General features: G+C 57.5%; 25 protein-coding genes. 20 read left to right on the top strand and 5 right to left on the bottom strand.

What is annotated here, in order from left to right:
- The first annotated feature begins 85 nt into the window (after positions 1-85).
- From ilvE to BW919_RS00695, 3 genes are read left to right on the top strand one after another with little or no spacing between them, the layout of a single operon-like run.
- Complete coding sequence (ilvE, locus tag BW919_RS00705) at positions 86-973, top strand: branched-chain-amino-acid transaminase (protein WP_088334836.1); 888 nt, start codon at positions 86-88, stop codon at positions 971-973.
- 12 nt (positions 974-985) lie between these two features.
- Entirely contained in the window at positions 986-2,545 is a 1,560-nt protein-coding gene (locus BW919_RS00700) for a flippase (RefSeq protein ID WP_088334834.1), read from the top strand.
- A complete protein-coding gene (locus BW919_RS00695) occupies positions 2,542-3,027 on the top strand; it encodes a helix-turn-helix domain-containing protein (protein WP_088334832.1) in 486 nt (161 codons plus the stop codon). Before BW919_RS00700 ends, BW919_RS00695 begins: the two co-directional genes overlap by 4 nt.
- Here the strand turns inward: BW919_RS00695 and frhD are convergent.
- Both frhD and BW919_RS00685 read right to left on the bottom strand, forming a co-directional pair.
- Entirely contained in the window at positions 3,003-3,512 is a 510-nt protein-coding gene (gene frhD / locus BW919_RS00690; protein ID WP_157665797.1) for a coenzyme F420-reducing hydrogenase, FrhD protein, read from the bottom strand. The genes BW919_RS00695 and frhD overlap by 25 nt on opposite strands.
- Positions 3,497-4,702: a hypothetical protein gene (locus tag BW919_RS00685; RefSeq protein ID WP_088334828.1), complete on the bottom strand. Its 1,206-nt coding sequence runs from the start codon at positions 4,700-4,702 to the stop codon at positions 3,497-3,499. The genes frhD and BW919_RS00685 overlap by 16 nt, the downstream gene beginning before the upstream one ends.
- A 33-nt stretch (positions 4,703-4,735) precedes the next feature.
- Here BW919_RS00685 and BW919_RS00680 point away from each other — a divergent pair, with 33 nt between their 5' ends.
- The 17 genes from BW919_RS00680 to BW919_RS00600 all read left to right on the top strand — a co-directional run bounded on the left by BW919_RS00680 (position 4,736) and on the right by BW919_RS00600 (position 14,584).
- On the top strand, positions 4,736-5,062 hold the full coding sequence (locus BW919_RS00680) for a ribonuclease P protein component 4 (protein ID WP_232452892.1): 327 nt from the start codon (positions 4,736-4,738) through the stop codon (positions 5,060-5,062).
- A gap of 6 nt (positions 5,063-5,068) precedes the next feature.
- Positions 5,069-5,386 carry a ribosome assembly RNA-binding protein YhbY gene (gene yhbY / locus BW919_RS00675; RefSeq protein ID WP_088334824.1) on the top strand — a complete coding sequence of 106 codons (318 nt, stop codon included), beginning with the start codon at positions 5,069-5,071 and terminating at the stop codon, positions 5,384-5,386.
- A gap of 45 nt (positions 5,387-5,431) precedes the next feature.
- Positions 5,432-5,881, top strand: coding sequence for a 30S ribosomal protein S19e (locus BW919_RS00670; RefSeq protein ID WP_198324622.1), 450 nt, complete (start codon positions 5,432-5,434; stop codon positions 5,879-5,881).
- Between the two features lie 29 nt (positions 5,882-5,910).
- On the top strand, positions 5,911-6,264 hold the full coding sequence (locus BW919_RS00665; protein ID WP_088334821.1) for a DNA-binding protein: 354 nt from the start codon (positions 5,911-5,913) through the stop codon (positions 6,262-6,264).
- Between the two features lie 13 nt (positions 6,265-6,277).
- Positions 6,278-6,433: a 50S ribosomal protein L39e gene (locus BW919_RS00660; protein ID WP_011019986.1), complete on the top strand. Its 156-nt coding sequence runs from the start codon at positions 6,278-6,280 to the stop codon at positions 6,431-6,433.
- A 16-nt stretch (positions 6,434-6,449) separates the two neighbouring features.
- Complete coding sequence (locus BW919_RS00655; protein WP_088334819.1) at positions 6,450-6,710, top strand: 50S ribosomal protein L31e; 261 nt, start codon at positions 6,450-6,452, stop codon at positions 6,708-6,710.
- 2 nt (positions 6,711-6,712) lie between these two features.
- Positions 6,713-7,378, top strand: a complete 666-nt coding sequence (locus BW919_RS00650; RefSeq protein ID WP_088334817.1) for a translation initiation factor IF-6 — start codon at positions 6,713-6,715, stop codon at positions 7,376-7,378.
- A gap of 26 nt (positions 7,379-7,404) precedes the next feature.
- Positions 7,405-7,647, top strand: coding sequence for a 50S ribosomal protein L18Ae (gene rpl18a / locus BW919_RS00645; RefSeq protein WP_088334815.1), 243 nt, complete (start codon positions 7,405-7,407; stop codon positions 7,645-7,647).
- The gene (pfdA, locus tag BW919_RS00640) at positions 7,647-8,120 is read left to right on the top strand and encodes a prefoldin subunit alpha (protein WP_088334813.1); all 474 of its coding nucleotides are present in this window, start codon (positions 7,647-7,649) and stop codon (positions 8,118-8,120) included. Before rpl18a ends, pfdA begins: the two co-directional genes overlap by 1 nt.
- Positions 8,121-8,161: 41 nt before the next feature.
- Positions 8,162-9,199 carry a signal recognition particle-docking protein FtsY gene (ftsY, locus tag BW919_RS00635; protein ID WP_232452891.1) on the top strand — a complete coding sequence of 346 codons (1,038 nt, stop codon included), beginning with the start codon at positions 8,162-8,164 and terminating at the stop codon, positions 9,197-9,199.
- Positions 9,196-10,539, top strand: coding sequence for a signal recognition particle protein Srp54 (locus BW919_RS00630; RefSeq protein ID WP_088334811.1), 1,344 nt, complete (start codon positions 9,196-9,198; stop codon positions 10,537-10,539). The genes ftsY and BW919_RS00630 overlap by 4 nt, the downstream gene beginning before the upstream one ends.
- Positions 10,540-10,543: 4 nt before the next feature.
- Complete coding sequence (locus BW919_RS00625) at positions 10,544-10,987, top strand: hypothetical protein (RefSeq protein WP_088334809.1); 444 nt, start codon at positions 10,544-10,546, stop codon at positions 10,985-10,987.
- A gap of 205 nt (positions 10,988-11,192) precedes the next feature.
- Positions 11,193-12,035 (top strand): shikimate kinase, encoded by an 843-nt coding sequence (locus tag BW919_RS00620; RefSeq protein WP_157665796.1) that lies wholly within the window; start codon positions 11,193-11,195, stop codon positions 12,033-12,035.
- Complete coding sequence (locus tag BW919_RS00615; RefSeq protein WP_198324620.1) at positions 12,013-12,285, top strand: chorismate mutase; 273 nt, start codon at positions 12,013-12,015, stop codon at positions 12,283-12,285. The genes BW919_RS00620 and BW919_RS00615 overlap by 23 nt, the downstream gene beginning before the upstream one ends.
- Positions 12,278-12,490 carry a 30S ribosomal protein S17e gene (locus BW919_RS00610; protein ID WP_088334804.1) on the top strand — a complete coding sequence of 71 codons (213 nt, stop codon included), beginning with the start codon at positions 12,278-12,280 and terminating at the stop codon, positions 12,488-12,490. Before BW919_RS00615 ends, BW919_RS00610 begins: the two co-directional genes overlap by 8 nt.
- Before the next feature lie 18 nt (positions 12,491-12,508).
- A complete protein-coding gene (dapA, locus tag BW919_RS00605) occupies positions 12,509-13,411 on the top strand; it encodes a 4-hydroxy-tetrahydrodipicolinate synthase (protein ID WP_198324619.1) in 903 nt (300 codons plus the stop codon).
- 3 nt (positions 13,412-13,414) lie between these two features.
- On the top strand, positions 13,415-14,584 hold the full coding sequence (locus BW919_RS00600) for an acetylornithine transaminase (protein WP_088334802.1): 1,170 nt from the start codon (positions 13,415-13,417) through the stop codon (positions 14,582-14,584).
- Here BW919_RS00600 and BW919_RS00595 read toward each other — a convergent pair.
- The 3 genes from BW919_RS00595 to BW919_RS00585 all read right to left on the bottom strand — a co-directional run bounded on the left by BW919_RS00595 (position 14,567) and on the right by BW919_RS00585 (position 17,959).
- Positions 14,567-15,280 carry a 5-formyltetrahydrofolate cyclo-ligase gene (locus BW919_RS00595; RefSeq protein ID WP_088334800.1) on the bottom strand — a complete coding sequence of 238 codons (714 nt, stop codon included), beginning with the start codon at positions 15,278-15,280 and terminating at the stop codon, positions 14,567-14,569. The two genes, BW919_RS00600 and BW919_RS00595, sit on opposite strands and share 18 nt — an antisense overlap.
- 397 nt (positions 15,281-15,677) lie before the next feature.
- The gene (locus BW919_RS00590) at positions 15,678-17,441 is read right to left on the bottom strand and encodes a type IA DNA topoisomerase (RefSeq protein ID WP_088334798.1); all 1,764 of its coding nucleotides are present in this window, start codon (positions 17,439-17,441) and stop codon (positions 15,678-15,680) included.
- Positions 17,411-17,959, bottom strand: coding sequence for a hypothetical protein (locus BW919_RS00585; RefSeq protein WP_088334796.1), 549 nt, complete (start codon positions 17,957-17,959; stop codon positions 17,411-17,413). The genes BW919_RS00590 and BW919_RS00585 overlap by 31 nt, the downstream gene beginning before the upstream one ends.
- Between the last annotated feature and the right edge of the window lie 24 nt (positions 17,960-17,983).

Raw genomic sequence — 17,983 nt, 5'->3', positions numbered from 1 at the left:
TATCGATGTGCATCGTTTCACGACGAGAAGGTAGAGGGAGAGTGTTTTAACATCATTCCGACGAGCAGCGGTCGGGGGTTTCGGGTTGTCCAAGCGTGAGCAACTCATCTACCTGAACGGCGAACTAGTCCCCAGAGAGGAGGCTAAGATCTCCGTCTACGATCACGGGTTCCTGTACGGCGACGGTGTTTTTGAGGGCATTCGGGCCTATGACGGTCGGATATTCAAGTTGGATGAGCACGTCGACAGACTCTACGAGTCCGCGAAGGCTATCATGCTCGAGATACCGATGACCAAGGTGGAGATGAAGGAAGCCATCATCGAGACCGTACGAGCCAACAAGCTGCGGGACGCTTACATTCGGGTGGTGGTCTCACGCGGTGAAGGTGATCTCGGGTTGGACCCGGAGAAATGTCCCGAACCCAACGTTGTGATAATTGCGGAACCGATGGAGCCGCTGTACGGGGACCTGTACGAGAAGGGGATCGAGGTGATCACGGCTTCCGTGCGTCGTATTCCACCGGACGCGCTAGATCCGAAGATCAAATCGTGCAACTACTTGAACAATATCCTGGCGAAGATCCAAGCCAACTTAGCGGGCGCCGACGAGGCCATCATGTTGGATCACGAAGGATACGTCTGCGAAGGTACCGGTGACAACGTGTTCGTAGTGGAAGGTGGGACCGTGTACACTCCACCGGAGGATACCATTCTCCGTGGGATTACAAGGGCGACCGTGATGGAAATCTGCGATAGGCTCGATATACCAGTGAAAGAGAAGAGGATAACACTGGGGGAACTGTACGCGGCGGACGAGGTGTTCCTAACGGGCACGGCAGCGGAAGTGGCGCCCGTTAGGAAGGTCGACGGGCGGAAGATCGGCGAGGAATGCCCAGGACCAATCACGAGGCGTATTATGGAGACGTTCCGGGAGCTAACGAAGAAGGAAGGTACGCCGGTGTACGAAGAGTGACGGGGTCTCTCATTGCCCCTACTCAAGCTCGTTAAAGGCAGTCTCACGGTCCTCATCGGTTCGTTGTTCCTTAGATTGGGAGGATACGTGTACCGACTCCTTGTGGGCCGCCTGCTGGGGCCCGATGGGTACGGAATAGTGTCGTCTACCATGGTAATACAGACGATCGTGATGTTCTTGGCAACCTTCGGGGTGCCGCCCGCCGTCGCGAGGTACGTAGCTAAGTACCACGCACTCGGTGAGGGGACGAAGGTCCGCCAGTTCATCGTGGTCCCGACGTTAGTTCTGGTCGCCCTGTCCACCCTCGCCGCGTTGATACTTGCGTTGGCTGCTCCTTACTTGGCCTCGTGGTACTTCCACAATCCACGCCTCTACATGCCGCTCCTGATCACGGCTATTGGACTGCCCTTCGCAGCTTTCGCCTCGTGTGTTCGTGGTGTTTTCCAAGGATTCCAAGACATGCGGCGGTACGTCCTCACGCAGTTCGTCGAGCAGGGGACCCGGGTGGGTGGAGCACCCGCGCTCATCCTAGCTGGGTACGGACCGACCGGTGCCGTCTTCGCCTCGGCGACGCTGGCGTACGCCACATCGGGACTCTATGGGGCGGCCAAGCTTAGGAGCGAGTACCTCCCGAAGATACCCAGAGAGGATGAACCGCTCCCTCCGAACCGTGTTGCCAAGAGCGCCCTGACTTTCGGTCTTCCGGTCGCACTAACCGGTATCGCGGACATGATCCAGTCGAACGTCGACCTCCTGGTGATAGGGTATTTTTTAGGGACAATTTGGGTCGGATACTACGACGCTGCCGGTCCCATCGCCCGCCTCCCGACCACGTTGTGCGCGGCGGTGGCGACCGCGCTGCTTCCGGCGGCTTCCGAGGCCGAAGCCCTAAAGGATGAGCGGACACTACGACAGTACGCCCATATAGCGATCAAGACGATGTGGACGTTGTTGATCCCGGTGGCGGTCCTGACGGGTGTGTTGGCGGAGCCCCTTATCACACTCTTCTTCGGTCCCGCCTTTCGGCCCGGTGCTCAGGCGCTTTACGTGTTGCCAACCGCCATGGCTTTTATAGTGGTCTTTCGCAGCTGTGCGAGCCTGCTCCAGGGGATAGGGCGCGAGCGCCTGCCGCTGGTCGTCCTCTCGTTTTCGCTGGTCGCGAACGTAGTCCTGAACGCTATCATGGTACCGAAGTGGGGTATCTTCGGGGCTTCCGTCGCCACGGCTATCTCCGATTGGCTCGCAATGATCCTGATAGTCCGCGCTGTAATGGTACATGCCAAGACACACCTCAAGCTGAGATGGGTGCTAGTTCCCGTGATTGCAGGCGTTGCAGCGTGGTTCACGACCGAGTGGTCCATGCTCTTAACCCACGGGTCTCTGCTGAAGCTGTTACTCGGATCCGCTGTGGGAGCACTTACGTACTCGATACTGCTTGTGGTGTTAGGCGGTGTGAGCGACTTGGAGTGGGAGTTGCTGGAAAAGGGAGCACGTCGAGTTGGATCACCTGGGATTGTACGGGTCGTACGGCTCGCACGATCGATAGAACTCCTAGGACGCATTAAACCGTGATTCAGGGGTGGTCGGCCTTACGGCGCGGTAAACTCAACTTAGAGGCCGTGATCCGCGCCCTGGCCGCCGAGCGGATGGCGTCCGAGCTGCCTCTCGTCGAAGTGGCGGCACGGCTCGGCGTTGACCCATCCACAGTCTCACATTACCTCAGCGGTGATTACCCGTCGGAAGAGGCGCGTGACAAGATACGTCGGATAATCGAAGAGATCCCGCCCTTCGGACTCTGGCCCCAGCTCCGTGAAGCGTTGGGCGTGGACGTCGCTGCTGAGGCGTTGAAGTGGGTGATGGGTCCTCGGACCGAGGCGGAACCAGATGTCGACGACGAGAAGTGCCTAGCGTGCAGCCGATGCTCCGAAATCTGTCCATCGCCGAATGGTGAGTGCCTGGGGTGCGGAGAGTGCGTTCGGGCGTGTCCTTCGGGAGCTAGGTCACTCAGCGTCAGGTACCGCGGTCTGGTCTATCGGGTCTCTCCACTCAAATAACGCTCAGCGAGCTCGATCGCGCGATCGGCGGCTTTCGGTACCGCCTTACGGACTGGATCGGAGAGACCAGGTTGGACCTCAGGGATCGGTAGCTCTTTCACCTGGCATCCCAATATCCGGAAGTCGAGACCGACTTTTTCGTTGAGGTCCAGCAGTGCGGATTCTATGCTCCATCCGTGAGCGTCCACTGGTATTACGCGATGGTCGGGGTCGAGATCTTCTGGACCGAACTCCAGGAGTGTTCCCGGCTCCGCTCCTACGTCCACTGCGTCGATCACTATCATATACTCGACCTTCGAATCCTCGTCGATCAGCGAGAACACGTTCTGCGGAGCCCCCGCTCCTGCGTCCAAGATCTCCACGTCCGGGTGCTCCCACTCACGGCGCTCTATTTCCTCGATCACCGCGGGCCCGAACCCGTCATCTCCGAACAACTTGTTCCCGCACCCGACGATGAGAACACGCCTTTCTAAGAACCCCAGCAAGCTCCCGCCAGCCCCGTGAATGTGTCCAGTAGAAGTAGCTCTAACACCGTCCTCAGACAGGGATCGAGGGCTTCAATGAGGTTCTTCACGGCGGACTTCGTGATTTCCTCGAGCGTTGTTCGGCTCGATTCTGGTTCCAACCCCAAAGCCAACAGGGCCGGTCGCACTGCCTCGAAGATCAAATCGGCCACGGTGACTGCTAGGCTGTACAGAACGCTCTTCCAGGCCGTGTATGAAGGTTCAAGCACCCAGTTTCGGAGCATCCGGAAGCAGGGAGAGTTGTACACGACCACCCGACGCTCTAGGACGTCCGCGCTCGGGTTGTCAGGGTACAGGAGTGCGAACGTGGTGATGAGTGAAGTTTCGACGTATCGCACGATGGCGGCACACCATTCGATCAGTGTCGGGAAGACCTTATCGTAGTACACCTCCTCGATTCTACTGACCATCAGATGTATCATCGAAGAGAAGTACTCTCTGACCCGACCGTAGACGTCACTCCCTAGCCTCGATTTTACCAACTTTTCCAGCCGGTCTCGCACGAGGTACTCGTTAATCGCATCGCGGACCTCGGAGGAGAGGCGCTCGAGCATGGCTCGGGCAACGTTCCGTGGTTCGGGAAGTAACGATTCGAACGCCCGGAGGGCAACCATCTCGGTCGGTACGTAAACCGCGGTCACGGCCGTCGGCTCGCCGAATTTATGCAAGTGGACGGCTTCGACGCACCGTTGTATCATTTCGACGTTCCGACCGAGCTCGAGAACGGCTGGCTGAAGGACAACTTGCTTCCGTACCGGTAGACACAGGAGCAGTTCCGTAAGGTGGTTGTCCAATCGGAGCGGTGGTAGCCTTAGGGAGAGCCGATCTTCCTTCCACGGTCGCACCTCGAGGGTACCATCTTGAGGGCTGTAAACTACGAGGCACCGGGAGTCTCCACGGCACGATTCCCCGACGAAAACATCGGTCAGGTACCCCACCGCAGCATCCTTCGACGGGATTCCTAGACGCTCGAGTATGGAGAATGCGGCCTCCTTCCCCTCGTCCGTTAGTTCCACGTAAGCAGGAACCAGCGGACTCCCCTCGAACGTCACCGGGACGGTATCCGGATGGACTTCCAGGTAGCGGCTCGTCGGATTGGCCTGCGCGGGTATCATCGGTAGCAGGAGCCAGATCAGGAGCCAAGTATGCAATGTCGAGTCCCCTTAATCCGGGGGGTGTTACTGTTGCGCAGGATAGCCTTGGAGCGCACTGAGCGGCTGTTGAGGCTGGCTCGGACGGTGTACTACGAGGACCCGGATAGGGCGCGGAGGTACGTGGAGCTCGCCAGGAGGATAGTTATGAAAGCTCGGGTTAAGCTCCCGAAGCACCTCAAGCGTAGCTTCTGTAAGCGCTGTAATACCCCACTTATCCCCGGGGTCACGGCCCGGGTACGCTTGAGACAGAACCGCATGCCCCACGTGTCGGTCACATGTCTTGAGTGTGGCTATATATATCGGTATCCGTATTTACGGGAGGTAAAGGAGCGGAGACGTAGGCGTATGGAGGGGTGAGGGATCGTGACGCAGGTTAAACGCCTGAGTGGTAAGGAGCGTAGGGCGCTCCGAGCACGCGCGATCCTGCTGGATCCCGTAGTGAAAATAGGGAAGAAAGGGCTGACTTCCGGGGTTATCCAGGAAGTCGATCGACAGCTGGAGGAGCGCGGACTCATCAAGGTCAGGTTCGAGCGAAACATCCTACGTCGGTACGACCGGAAGGAGCTGGCTGAGGAACTCGCTAGGAAGGTCAACGCGGAGCTAATCGACGTACGCGGACGTACAGCGGTACTCTTCCGACCGAGGGAAGGATGGCGAAGGTTCCACGGGCTCTCCCGTTAAACCCATTAACGCGCCTTTTGCGGCCGGCAGATGGGGGTTAGGTCCGTGTACGATGCATACGTGGTGCCCGGATCGGAGCTCGTGGAGCGTCTGGCGGAGAAGCTCAAGGACTTCGAGGAGATAAAACCGCCAGAGTGGGCGAAGTACGTTAAGACAGGCCGCCATAAGGAGCGTCCGCCGGAGGACCAGGACTGGTGGTACATGCGGGCGGCGTCGATCCTGCGCCGAGTGTACATGGACGGTCCGGTGGGAATCTCCCGACTGCGCACGTACTACGGAGGTCGTCAGGACCGGGGAGCCCGGCCCGAGCGGTTCCGGAAGGGAAGTGGCGCGATCATCCGCAAGATCCTTCAGCAGTTGGAGGAGGCCGGACTGGTAGAGAAGACCGAAGAAGGCCGAGTGGTTACACCTGAAGGCAGATCCCTCGTCGACTCAACCGCCCACGAGATAGCTAAGGAGAAGGGGTACACGGATAAATTCACGTCTCCCATCTAACCACCGATCGGGGGTAGGAGGTCGCCACTATGACCGACCCCGAGCTCGAGCGCATCCGGCGTAAGAAGATCATGGAACTCCAACGCAAGCTGGAGGAGTCGCAGGAGAAGAAGGTCGAGGAAGAAAGGGAGAAGAAAACACTGGAGGAAGCCCAGCGCCGGGCGATGCTCCGTAGGATCTTAACTCCAGAAGCTAGGGAACGTCTGGCTAGAGTCCGGCTCGCCAGGCCACAGCTGGCTCAGGCGGTTGAAAATTACCTACTACAGATGGCTCAAACGGGTCAGCTGAGGGAGAAGATCGACGAGGATCAACTTAAGAGAATCCTAAAACAAGTCTCGGACGCTACACGAAAGGAGTATCGGATAAGGTTCAAACGGAAGTGAGGGGGGTAGTCGATTGGCCCGTGTGAAACCATTGGGCAAGAAGCTTCGTATGGCCAAAGCGATCAAGCAGAACCGTCGTGTCCCACCGTGGGTTGTGGCTAAAACAGGCGGTCGCGTCATCGACAATCCGAAGCGGAGGCACTGGAGACGTAGCAAGCTGAAGCCGTAATGGGGGGTATTGGAACGTGGCTGAAGTCGTCGACGAGCGTGTTTACACCGTGCCGCTTCGCGATGCGAAGAAGGCACCGCTTAAGAAGCGCGCACCGAGGGCCGTCAAGGCGCTCAGGCAGTTCATCGAACGACACATGAAGGCGGAGGAAGTCAAGATCGGCAACGACGTGAACGAGAAGATCTGGGAGCGGGGTATCAAGAAACCACCATCTAAAATCAGAGTCCGCGCCGTGAAGTACGCGGACGGCACCGTCAAAGTCATGCTGGCGGAGTAAGCATGACCGTAGTCAAAGCTTCGGTCCACGGGGACCCCAACGTCGGGGCGTGGATAGCTGCCTCAGAGGAATACGCCGTCATCGCTCCCAAAGTCCCGGATGACATCGTCGAAAGAATGAAAGAGGCACTGGACGTTGAAGTCGTTCGGACCACCGTGGCCGGCAGCAACCTCGTAGGCACTCTACTAGCCGTGAACTCCAACGGCGCCCTGTTCCCTAGACACGCCCGAGAGTACGAGATACGGGCCGTCCGTGAGCTGGGTGTGGAAGTCGACGTGCTCCCCTCCAAAATGAACGCTGTCGGCAATCTCGTTCTCACTAACGATTATGGAGCGCTGGTTCATCCGGATCTCGACGATCACGCATTGGAGGTGATCGAGTCAGTCCTTGGCGGGAAGGTGGTGCGTAGTGAGCTCGGTGGTGTGAAGACCGTAGGGTCGGCAGGTGTAGCGAACTCTAAGGGGGCCGTGGTACACCCGGGGGCGACGGAGGAGGAAATGGAGCGTGTCTCGGAGGTGCTAGGGGTGGACGTGGAAGTCGGCACGGTGAACCGCGGATCTCCCTACGTCGGTGTGGGTGTCGTGGTGAACTCTAAAGGTGCTGTCGTCGGTGAGGATACGACGGGTCCCGAACTCGCCCGTCTGGAGGATGCATTATACCTCATTTGAATATTTGAATCGTGGGGGTATTCCCGATGTCCGAGGTGAAGGTGTTCGAGGTCCGCGGTACGTTCCGCATGGGTGACGAGCCTCGACAACCGTTCACGCGTCAGGTTCCGGCCACGTCCGAAGAGGAAGCGCTGGAGAAGGTGTACTCAGATCTCGGTAGCGAGCACGGCGTCAGCCGCACGGAGATTCAGATCGAAGAGATCCGAGAGATAGACATATCTAAAGTAGAGGATCCGATACTAAGGCGGCTCTTGGGTGTGGAAGAGTAATGACGGAGAAGAAGAACGAACAGGAGATCCAACAGGAACTACAGCGACTGATAGTCGAGATCAACAGACTTCAAGGGCAAATGGAGGCGATCAACGCGCAGATAGACCTCATAGAGTCCTCGATCAGCGAGCTGAACCGTGTCGAAGAGACCTTGAAGGGCGTCAAGGAGCTGGAGGGCGACGAGGAAGTCCTCGTACCGGTGGGCGCTCAATCGTTCGTTAGAGCGTGTGTCACCGACACAGAGCGCGTGATCGTGGGTATCGGAGCTGGCGTTGCCGTGGAGAGGACGATCGATGAGGCACTCGAGAGCATCGACGGCCAGCGGCAGGAGCTAGAGAAAGCCCGTGCAGAAGCACAGCAGAAGCTCCAGGAGCTGGCTCAGGAGCTGCAGGAGAAGCAGAGGAAGGCACAAGAACTTGCGCAGCAACTCGAAGGTGCCCAGCGGACCGTCCAACAGTCTAGTGGAGAATGATCCTTCCCGAAACCCGACGTTTTTCGGGGGTGCCCCAGGGCTTGTTCGGTAAGATGAAGAGTGTTTTGAGCAGGGTAAAGGAGAGGGTGTCGAAGCGCGTGGAGGAGCGTGCAGGGGAGGCTAAGGAAGCAAAAGTTAAGGAAGTCGAAACGATGTCGGAGGACCTCAAGAAGCCCACGCTGAAGGAACGCATGAAAAGGGTAGTCAAGCGTGAGGTTACGATCACGGAGGCCGACATCGAGGATATCCTTGACGAGCTTGAGCTGGAACTCATAAGAAACGACGTCGCGGTCGAAGTCGCCGAGAGCATCCGAGAGGAGCTCAAGAAGGAGCTGGTCGGCCGTCGGGTTAAGGGCAAATCGGAAATTCCTAAGACCGTAGAGGAAGGATTACGCGAAGCGCTCTTATCGGTACTCGAGCCGGAGAGAGAGGTTGATCTTATAGAGACCGTTGAAAAGGCTCGGCGAGATGGTCGACCGGCCATCATCATGTTCGTCGGCGTGAACGGGAGCGGTAAGACTACCACCATCGCCAAGGTCGCGAAACTGCTCAAGGACCGCGGTTACTCGGTCGTAATCGCCGCGGCCGACACGTTCCGGGCGGCCGCTATTGAACAATTGGAGGAGCACGCGGAAAGGCTCGGTGCCACCCTGATCAAGGGTGAGCGTGGAGACGATCCGACGGCGGTAGCCTTCAACGCCGTGCAGCACGCGGAAGCGAAGGGGAAGGACGTCGTCCTCGTCGACACCGCCGGGCGGGCGTACACCGACGTTAACTTAATGGAAGAATTGAAAAAGATGAAGCGCGTTCTGGAGCCGGATCTCGTCGTGTTCGTAGGTGACGCGCTGGCCGGAAACGATGCTATCGAGCAGGCCAAGACATTCCATGAATACGTTGGAATCGATTGTGCGATACTGACTAAAGTTGACGCGGACGCTAAGGGTGGTGCCGTACTTTCCATATCAAAAGTTACGGGAGCCCCCATACTGTACCTGGGCGTCGGCCAGGATTACGACGACTTAAAGGCGTTTTCATCGGAATGGTTCGTCGAGCGCGTAATTGGGGGTGAAGAATCGTGATAGGATTCGCCGATAAGCTCGCTGAGATCGCCAAGAAGATCAAAGGTGCCTCGATAATCGATGAGGACTTCGTCAAGGAGGTGGTACGCGACGTTCAACGCGCGCTTCTGGAGGCGGATGTCGACGTAAGGTTAGTATTAGAACTAAGTAAACGTATCGAGAAGCGAGCCCTTGAGGAGGAACCACCCACGGGAGTACCGAAACGTGACTACCTACTGAGGATAGTGTACGAGGAGCTCGTGGAGCTTCTCGGAGGTGAGAAGACGGAGGGTCTCGACATCGACCTCTCCCGCGACGTGAACATCATCATGCTTGTCGGACTGTACGGTATGGGTAAGACTACTACTGCCGCGAAACTGGCCAGATATCTCCAGAGGAAGGGATACCGTGTCGGACTCGTCGGTGCGGATCCGTATCGCCCCGCGGCAGGTGAACAACTGCGTCAACTTGCCGAAGAGGTAGATGTCCCGGCCCACGTGGAGAACGTGGACGACGCCGTCGAGATGGCGGTCAAAGGTGTGGAAGCTCTCAAGGACGAATGTGACGTCGTGATCGTGGACACGGCGGGTAGAGACCGCCTGAGCGAGGACCTCATCGACGAGCTTCGGGAGATGGCGGAACGTATCGAACCTCACGAAGTACTCTTGGTGCTGGACGCCACGATAGGACAGAAGGCGGGAGATCACGCGGAGGCGTTCCACGATGCGGTTCAGCTCACTGGCGTAGTCATCACCAAATTGGATACCTCGGCGAAAGGTGGTGGAGCCCTCTCCGCGGTGGCGCGGACCGGAGCTCCGATCAAGTTCGTCGGCACCGGAGAGCGCTTGGATGACCTGGAAGAATTCAACCCGAAGAGCTTCGTCGCGAGGCTCCTGGGCATCGGGGACATCGACGAGCTCCTGCGTCGGACCGAAGAGATGCTGGAAGAAGAGGAAAAGGCAGAAGACGTCCTGGAAGGAAAGTTCACGCTCAAGGATCTCTACGAGCAGCTAGAAACACTGAATAAGATGGGGCCTGTCGACAAGCTCCTGCAGTACGTACCCGGCATGGGAGGCGGAAGGAACGTTAGGAAGGTCTCACAGATCACCGAGGAGCGCTTGAAGAAGTATAAGGTTATCATGGATTCGATGACGGAGAAGGAACTGGAAAACCCCGAAATTCTCAACAAGTCACGGATCCGACGCATCGCCATCGGTTCGGGCACGTCAGAGCGCGACGTAATCGAGCTCCTGAACCACTATCGCATGATGAGGGACGTAATCGAAGACATTCAGAGCGGAAAGATTCCACGCATCGGCGGAGAGCTCGGAAGAGTAATTCGAAACGTGCTGTGGGGGTAGGTAGTTGTCGAGAGAACGAGTGCATAAAGCGTTTATCGTAGGGCTTCAAGAAGCCTTATTCGAGACTCACGGTGAAATGGCGTTGGCACTAAATAGAGTTGCAGGTAGAGCAATGATGGAATACATAGAAGATGAAGAACTATTAGAGATAACTGGGAATACGGCTAATTCATTAGCACATGACGTGAAGAAAATCATTGAATCACTTGGTGATGTCGGTGATGTTCTAGTGGAAGAAGGAGAGGATACCATTGAGCTGATAATCGTTGAGTGTCCGTTCTCGGATGTGAAGCGGGAACTCTTGGACCGTGACAAGGTCCCGGTGGTGTGTCCATTCGCCTCCCTAGTGCTAAAGGCGACCGAGGAGACTTTCGGAGTTAAGATGAGGATCGTGAGTATCGACGTCGATGATGAAGAGTGTCGGTTTGTGATGGAGAGGACGGAGTGACTGTGCCCCGCCCGACGGGACCGTGGCGTCATCGCCGGGAACCGAGCCCGCCTCCGCCCGGTCGGGCCACGGGGCTCATCGCCCGTGTACCCCGGCCGTTGAACGGCGGTTCATCGATGGGTAACCTACCACCTCACCGCCGCCTGCCGAACCGGGGCGGGCCCGCACTCGGGCTCTGATCAGAGCTTTCCGGGGTGAGAACCGTTTGGGAGAAGGAACGGCATACGCCGCCGGCACCGTTGTTAACGCTATCTCCGCCAAAAAAGGTTGTGCTTACGCGATAGATCTAACGGTTTCAGTCAAAGCAGAACTTTCCGATTCCACTGAGATTCACACGGATGTGGAAGACACATCACTCGTCGAACAGTGCGTGAAGGTCGTCGGCGAACACGTCGGTCAGGAACTGAATTTCGAGATCGAAGTCGACTCCGAGATCCCAGTTGCGATGGGACTGGCCAGCAGCAGTGCTGTGTCCAACGCCGTGGTTGAAGCCCTGCTCAAAGAGCTAGGACGTGAGCCGGAACCCCTCGAGGTCGTCCGACTCGGCGTCGAGGCAAGCATCAGGGCAGATGTGACGGTAACGGGGGCCTACGACGATGCCTGTGCATCGTACTTAGGTGGCTTAGTGCTGACGCTGAACGATCAACTCCGAATTCTGGATATCCGCGAGCTTCCGTATCCCTACGCGGTGATCCTGCTCCCGGGTGGTAAGGTCGAAACCTCGGATGTGGATGTGAACCGTCTCGAGTTGCTAGCTCCTGCAGCCGAGACCGCTTTCCGGAGGGCGATGACGGGGGATTATCGGGGAGCAATGATGATCAACTCGGCAGTGTACTGCTCCGCTCTGGGCCACGAATTCGAACCCGTGGTCGAAGCTTTAGAAGCAGGCGCTGCGGCGGCAGGGCTCTCGGGGACCGGTCCAGCGTTCGTCGCCCTCTGCGAGACGAAATCGGACGTTAGGGAGGTATCCGAAGTTTGGTCTGATAGAGGTGAGGTACTGGAAACGAGGACCGTGGGGCCTGAACGTGCTCGAGGAGCTCAGACGTGAAATAGACCGCATCGACGAACGTTTACTGGACGCGGTCATAGACCGTCTGAAGGTAGCGCGGGAAATAGGGCGTGTAAAGGCTCAAGAGGGGTTACCACTGACGGACGAAAAGCGGGAAAAGGAGCTCCGGGAGAGGTGGAGGAAGAGGTTTAAAACTGAAGGGCTGGACCCGGCGCTCGCGGACATCGTGCTCGCTTCTATCCTAAAGGTTAGCAAAAAAGTCCAGCGGGGGGTGATCGAGGATGGGTAAGGTCCGACCGACGTTCGTGAAGCGTCCTGCCCGAGAGATCGTGGAGAAATACGAGGAGTACCTCACCACCGACTTCGAGCACAATAAGAAGGTAGTTGAGATCGTAGCGAGACCTAAGACCAAAAAGCTCAGAAACATGATCGCCGGCTACGTTACGCACCTCATGCGCCTCAAGGAGCGTCAGAGGGAAGAATGGACAGAGTGACCGGGAGGGGCGTACCCGTTGGGATTTCAGATTGAGGGAGTCATCCCAGCCCTGATAACTCCCTTTACGGACGACCTGAAGGGGATAAACGAAGAAGGACTCCGTGAGAACGTCTCACGATTGCTTGAGGCCGGCGTGCATGGCGTGGTACCCGCAGGGACCACAGGGGAATCGTCCACGCTGAGTCACGCGGAACATCGACGCGTCATCGAAATCGTCGTTGACGAGGTGAATGGTAAGGTGCCCGTGATCGCCGGAGCAGGTTCGAACTCGACGCGCGAGGCCCTCGAACTCTCCACGTACGCTGAAGACGTAGGGGCAGATGCGATCCTTTCCGTGGTTCCCTACTACAACAAGCCACCTCAAGAGGGTCTTTTCATCCACTTCTCCGAAATCGCGGAAGCCGTCGAGTGTCCTATCATCCTCTACAACATACCGTCACGGACTGGTTGCGCGTTGGAACCGGAAACGGCCGCCAAGCTAGCTGAAGAATACTCTCACATCGTCGGCATCAAGGAAGCCAGTGGCGACATGGACGTGGTTCAGCGTTTCATCGAAGAGACTCCCGACGATTTCGTTCTAATCTCCGGAGTCGACGAGTTGACTCTTCCGATCCTAGCCGTCGGAGGAGCCGGTGTGATATCTGTAACGGCCAACGTAGCCCCCGAATTGATGGTAGAGATGTACGAGGCGTGGAAGGGCGGCGACGTAAAGCGCGCCCGAGAGCTCCATTACGAGCTCTTGCCACTCCACAGGGCATTGTTCACTGAAACGAACCCAATACCCGTAAAGGCCGCAGCCGAGCTCGTAGGGATGGCTTCGAGTCCCCCAAGGCCTCCGCTCAAGGAAGCCCGTGAAGACACCAAGGAGTTACTCCGTAGGGAACTCGAGAAGCTAGGGTTGTTGTCCGAGGGGGAGTGACCACTGGACGCGCGTGAACTAATCGATAAGTACCACATGAACACGTACTCCAGGTTCCCGGTCACCCTGATCCGTGGTGAAGGTGCCAGAGTCTGGGACGATGAGGGGAACGAGTACATAGACCTGGTGGCCGGGATAGCGGTCAACGTCCTCGGACACTGCCATCCGGCCGTGGTCGAGGCGGTTAAAGAGCAAGTGGAGCGGCTAATTCACTGTTCGAACCTCTACTACAACGAGCCGCAGGCGAAGGCTGCAAGGATTTTAGCTGAGGCGGCTCCCAAGGACTTGAACAAGGTCTTCTTCTGTAACTCCGGAACGGAGAGTGTGGAGTGTGCGATAAAGTTGGCACGCAAGTTCACCAGACGTACCAAGTTCATAGCGTTCGAAGGCGGTTTCCACGGCAGGACGATGGGGGCTCTATCGGCGACCTGGAAGCCTGAGTTCCGTGAGCCATTCGAGCCACTAGTACCGGAGTTCGAGCACGTACCTTACGGCAACGTGAGTGCTGTGGAGAAAGCGATAGATGACGACACCGCCGCAGTCATCGTGGAACCAGTGCAGGGTGAGGCGGGGGTGAGGATACCGCCTGAGGGATTCCTCCGGGAATTACGAGAGCTATGCGACGAACACGGGGTGCTCCTGATAGTCGATGAGGTGCAGTCCGGTATGGGACGAACCGGCAAGTTCTTCGCGTTCGAACACGAGGGCGTCCTGCCGGACATCGTCTGTCTGGCCAAGGGGCTCGGAGGCGGTGTGCCAGTAGGCACGACGATAGCGCGGGAGGAGGTGGCCGAAGCGTTCGAGCCCGGTGATCATGGGTCCACCTTCGGTGGCAATCCGCTGGCCTGCGCGGCAGTATGTGCGGCGGTCCGCACAGTACTCGAGGAGAACCTTCCGGAGGCCGCAGAGCGGAAAGGGAAGCTAGCGATGAGGATACTGTCCGAAGCGGAGGACGTCGCGGAAGATGTTCGGGGTCGCGGTCTGATGATTGGGGTGGAAGTCGGCGACGACGAAAGAGCGGAAGACGTGGCTCGGGAGATGTTGGACCGTGGAGTTCTCGTGAACGTAACCTCAGGAGACGTGATCAGACTCGTACCTCCGCTCGTGATCGGAGAGGACGAACTCGAGAAGGCCTTGGTCGAACTAGTCGACGCGTTACGTGCCTCCGGATGAAACGTACTCCCGTAACCACCTTATTTCCATAATTTTCTCGCCGATGCGGTCTTCCAGGAGTCCCTCGGGCTTCTCGTAGCGTCGATCGCACTCCGTCGTCCCCGTCGGCGTGTGGATGACGTCCACCGGTACGTCGTGCTCTTCCATCGGTATCTCTCCCGGTGGAAGTACCTGGATATCGTGAACGGTCGTGTGTATGGGAGTGTTTTCATCCACGAGATCCAATTGTGCCAAAATCCCCCACTCCAAGTCGAAGTATCCGCCTCCTTTTCCAACCCTGGCGCCGTCCGAAGCCACCGCCACGGATCCAGCAACTACCAAGTCGACCGCGGGGAGTTCGTCCGGCATCGTTATCTTTCCTTCCTGGAAAGCCCCACTAATCGTTGAGGCACGTCGAGGATCCCCGGGGTTCTTCACGACGAGGAAGCCACGTTTGAGCCTCGGTGTCGGCATTATCAGGACCTTACCGTCGCGAAGAACTCGTTCACGTACAGGCCGTTGGGGCGAGTCCGGATTCACCTTCACTACTTCGGCCTCTTCGTATTCGGGCGTCGAAGTGAGCCGTCGAGCCGCCACCAAGGCGCCTCTGAAGTTCGGAATCCTACCCTCAACTGGGAACGGGGGCGCGGCCTCGCCTGACTCCTTGAGCTCTTCCCACACTGCTTTCCGGATCCTAGCCTTTCCAGTCGAGGTCATGTACTTACAACCCCATGAAAAGCCTCACCTTTTAGGCTGTGGGTTGTTGTTGCCTTCGGGTTTCGAATAATCATCGGTGAATATTCGAATATTCGAAAGGTCTTTGACGTGGTGGGGTTAAGTCGAAAAGTAGCCGGTGAAAGACTGCGATACGGTTTACAGTTACATTATTGGATCGAATAGGTGAAACTAAAGCACTGGCGCCGTTGTGAATGTTGATAAGATACTGCCACCATGCTATCACAATGTGTCCAGAGTGTAGAAGCTCAAGGTCAAACGTTGGTTCGTGTAAGTGCTGTTTCAGTGGTGGTAGTGACAAGGTTCGAATCCTCTTGGATGGAGTAATTACGATCATTTCCCTGAGTATGGGTTGAGTAACTTTGCTCCTCATGGGGTGTCAGATCACCTTGACCGACTTCAGCTTCTTGGAGTTCCTGCGGACGGTCTCTCGGATCTCCCGAGCTACGCGTTCCAATCGTTCCCTGGCTCGCTTCGGTGGTAACTCTGAAATCTCCTCCATCTCGCGCTCAATGCGCCTGGTGAGTTCGACGCTCACGAGTTCCGGGACTCGATCCTCGAGTAGCTCTACCAGGCGCTCTCCCCTCTTCGTAGGTGCCACTCCTGACCCCACTCTCCTGACGTAACCCCTATCGAAGAGCTTTTTCACGATCTCCGCTCGTGTGGACTCGGTACCTAATCCAAGCTTCTTCATCTTTGCCACCAACCGCGACTGCGAGTACCGACGAGGGAGAGGTTCTCTACGGCGGGAAGCGTTTACGTTCGCCGGCAACTCATCTCCTTTAGACACGTCGGGCATGGTCCTTTCCCGAGGCCTCTTCCACGGGTACACTGAGTACCACCCGTCCCGCTTGACTTCCGTGCCTTCCATCACGAACTTCGTCCCGGTCTCTGGATGCTCGGCTACGATCCGCCACTTCACTATTAGGGCGTTTTCGGACAGCGTCGCCAGATATCGACGGACGATCAGATCATACAGGAGCCAAGTTAGTTTCCCGCGGATGTACTTCCTCCGACCGGTGGGAGTGATCGGTGGGTGGGCTCCGTCGTACTCCCTACCTGAGACGGGCTCGGACCTTCGGCCGGCGCGCTGGAAATCTCGGAAGGCGTCGGGGTGGGCATTCCTCATCCTGCGGAGAAGCTTTTCGTGATCGAACGTGGATGGGTATCGGTTAGTCGCGGTCCTAGGGTACGTGATCATTCCTTCTTCGTAGAGGTGCTGAGCCAAATCGAGAGTGCGCTTCGGCGATATCCGAAGGATCTCACCGGCGGCCCGTTGGAGGCTAGTCAGATTGAACGGGGTTGGTGGTCTTACGGACCGGTGCTCTCGTCGCACTTCCACGACTCTTACCGATTCGATTTCGGAGGCAAGCTCCCTCGCCCGACGCCCGTTTTTGAACTTCTCTTCAGTTCTAAGTTCTCCGATCGGAGTCTCAGCTTGGAGTATCCAGTGATATTTGCGCTTCTTCTGGGCTTTCCTGCGTTCCCGTTCCCGCTCCACGACCAGTTTGAGTGTAGGTGTCTGTACTCGACCGACGGAGACGATGTCGTCGTTGCAGAGCGACAGCTGACGGGTTAGCGGTATCCCGTACAGCCAGTCCGCAATCGTGCGTGCGAGCGCCGAGTAAGCCAGACTCGGGTCGATTCTCTCACCACGGAGTGCTTCCTCGAGCGCTCTGAGGATGTCCTCGCGGGTGTACGCTGAGAACCGCATTCGCCGAGCGCACTCAGGGTCGTCGAGGACACCCTGCCGTTTCAACCATACAAGTGCTTCCCAACCGATTAACTCTCCCTCCGCGTCGTTGTCGGTCGCTACGATGACCCTGTCGGCTCGACTGCCGGCGTAGCGTTCCACGACACGTTCCACGGCCCGCAGGAATCTTTCTTTGCCGTCGATAGGTCTCAACTCGAAGTCGTCCGGATCAGGGAAGTAATCAGGGTGCCTGAATCCCGGGTCGTCTTTGGGCCACCACTCCAGGACGTGGCCCGACAGACTGGTGATAGCGAACCGCCTACCTCGGTATTTACCGAACCCCAGCAACTTCCTACCGTTCCATCTTCCCCGGAGGAACCCCGCGATCGTTCCCGCGAGACTTGGCTTTTCGGCTATGATTACCATAGTCTCCTTCGACGACGAGGCCATGGTACGAGCCCCTGAAAGGGAAGAACCTGGTTATTCTCGCCTCCGTTCGCCTCTAAGGGTTCCACACGGAGGTTGCAGGACACGATATCCTCGGTGCTCCCGTCCGTCACCTGGACGGACAGTGTATGATGACCGGGCGTGACATCGAGCTCCAAGGATTCCTGAATTATCCCGTTAGCCTGTAACTTTACCGTACGTTCCAAGATCCTTCGATCGTCGAAGGACACCGTGAGTGCACAGGTGGTCGGGCGGTGAGGGGAAGCGACGACCACGTTGAGCAGTAGCGTGTTTGATGTCCTCACTCTGACCTCTTCCTCTATATGACGCTCATGTGTTATCGGATCCACCCATACGATTCGGGTGTACGCCTCGATCGAATCGGCTTCCGGCGGCCCGGCTACGACGTCCACGATCACGGGGTGATTGTACGACAGTTCGGACACTTCTTCGGGTGTCATGACTTGCCCTGCAACTCCTAAGGGTGTCGCCAGTGCTATGAGCACGGAGAGCAACCTCACGGTGACCGACCCCGACTACCTTGA

The sequence above is a fragment of the Methanopyrus sp. KOL6 genome (assembly GCF_002201915.1).
Classification (GTDB): Archaea; JAADCQ01; Methanopyri; order Methanopyrales; family Methanopyraceae; genus Methanopyrus.
The sequence above is the reverse complement of the archived record's forward strand: the minus strand, read 5'-3'. Positions and strand labels throughout refer to the sequence as shown.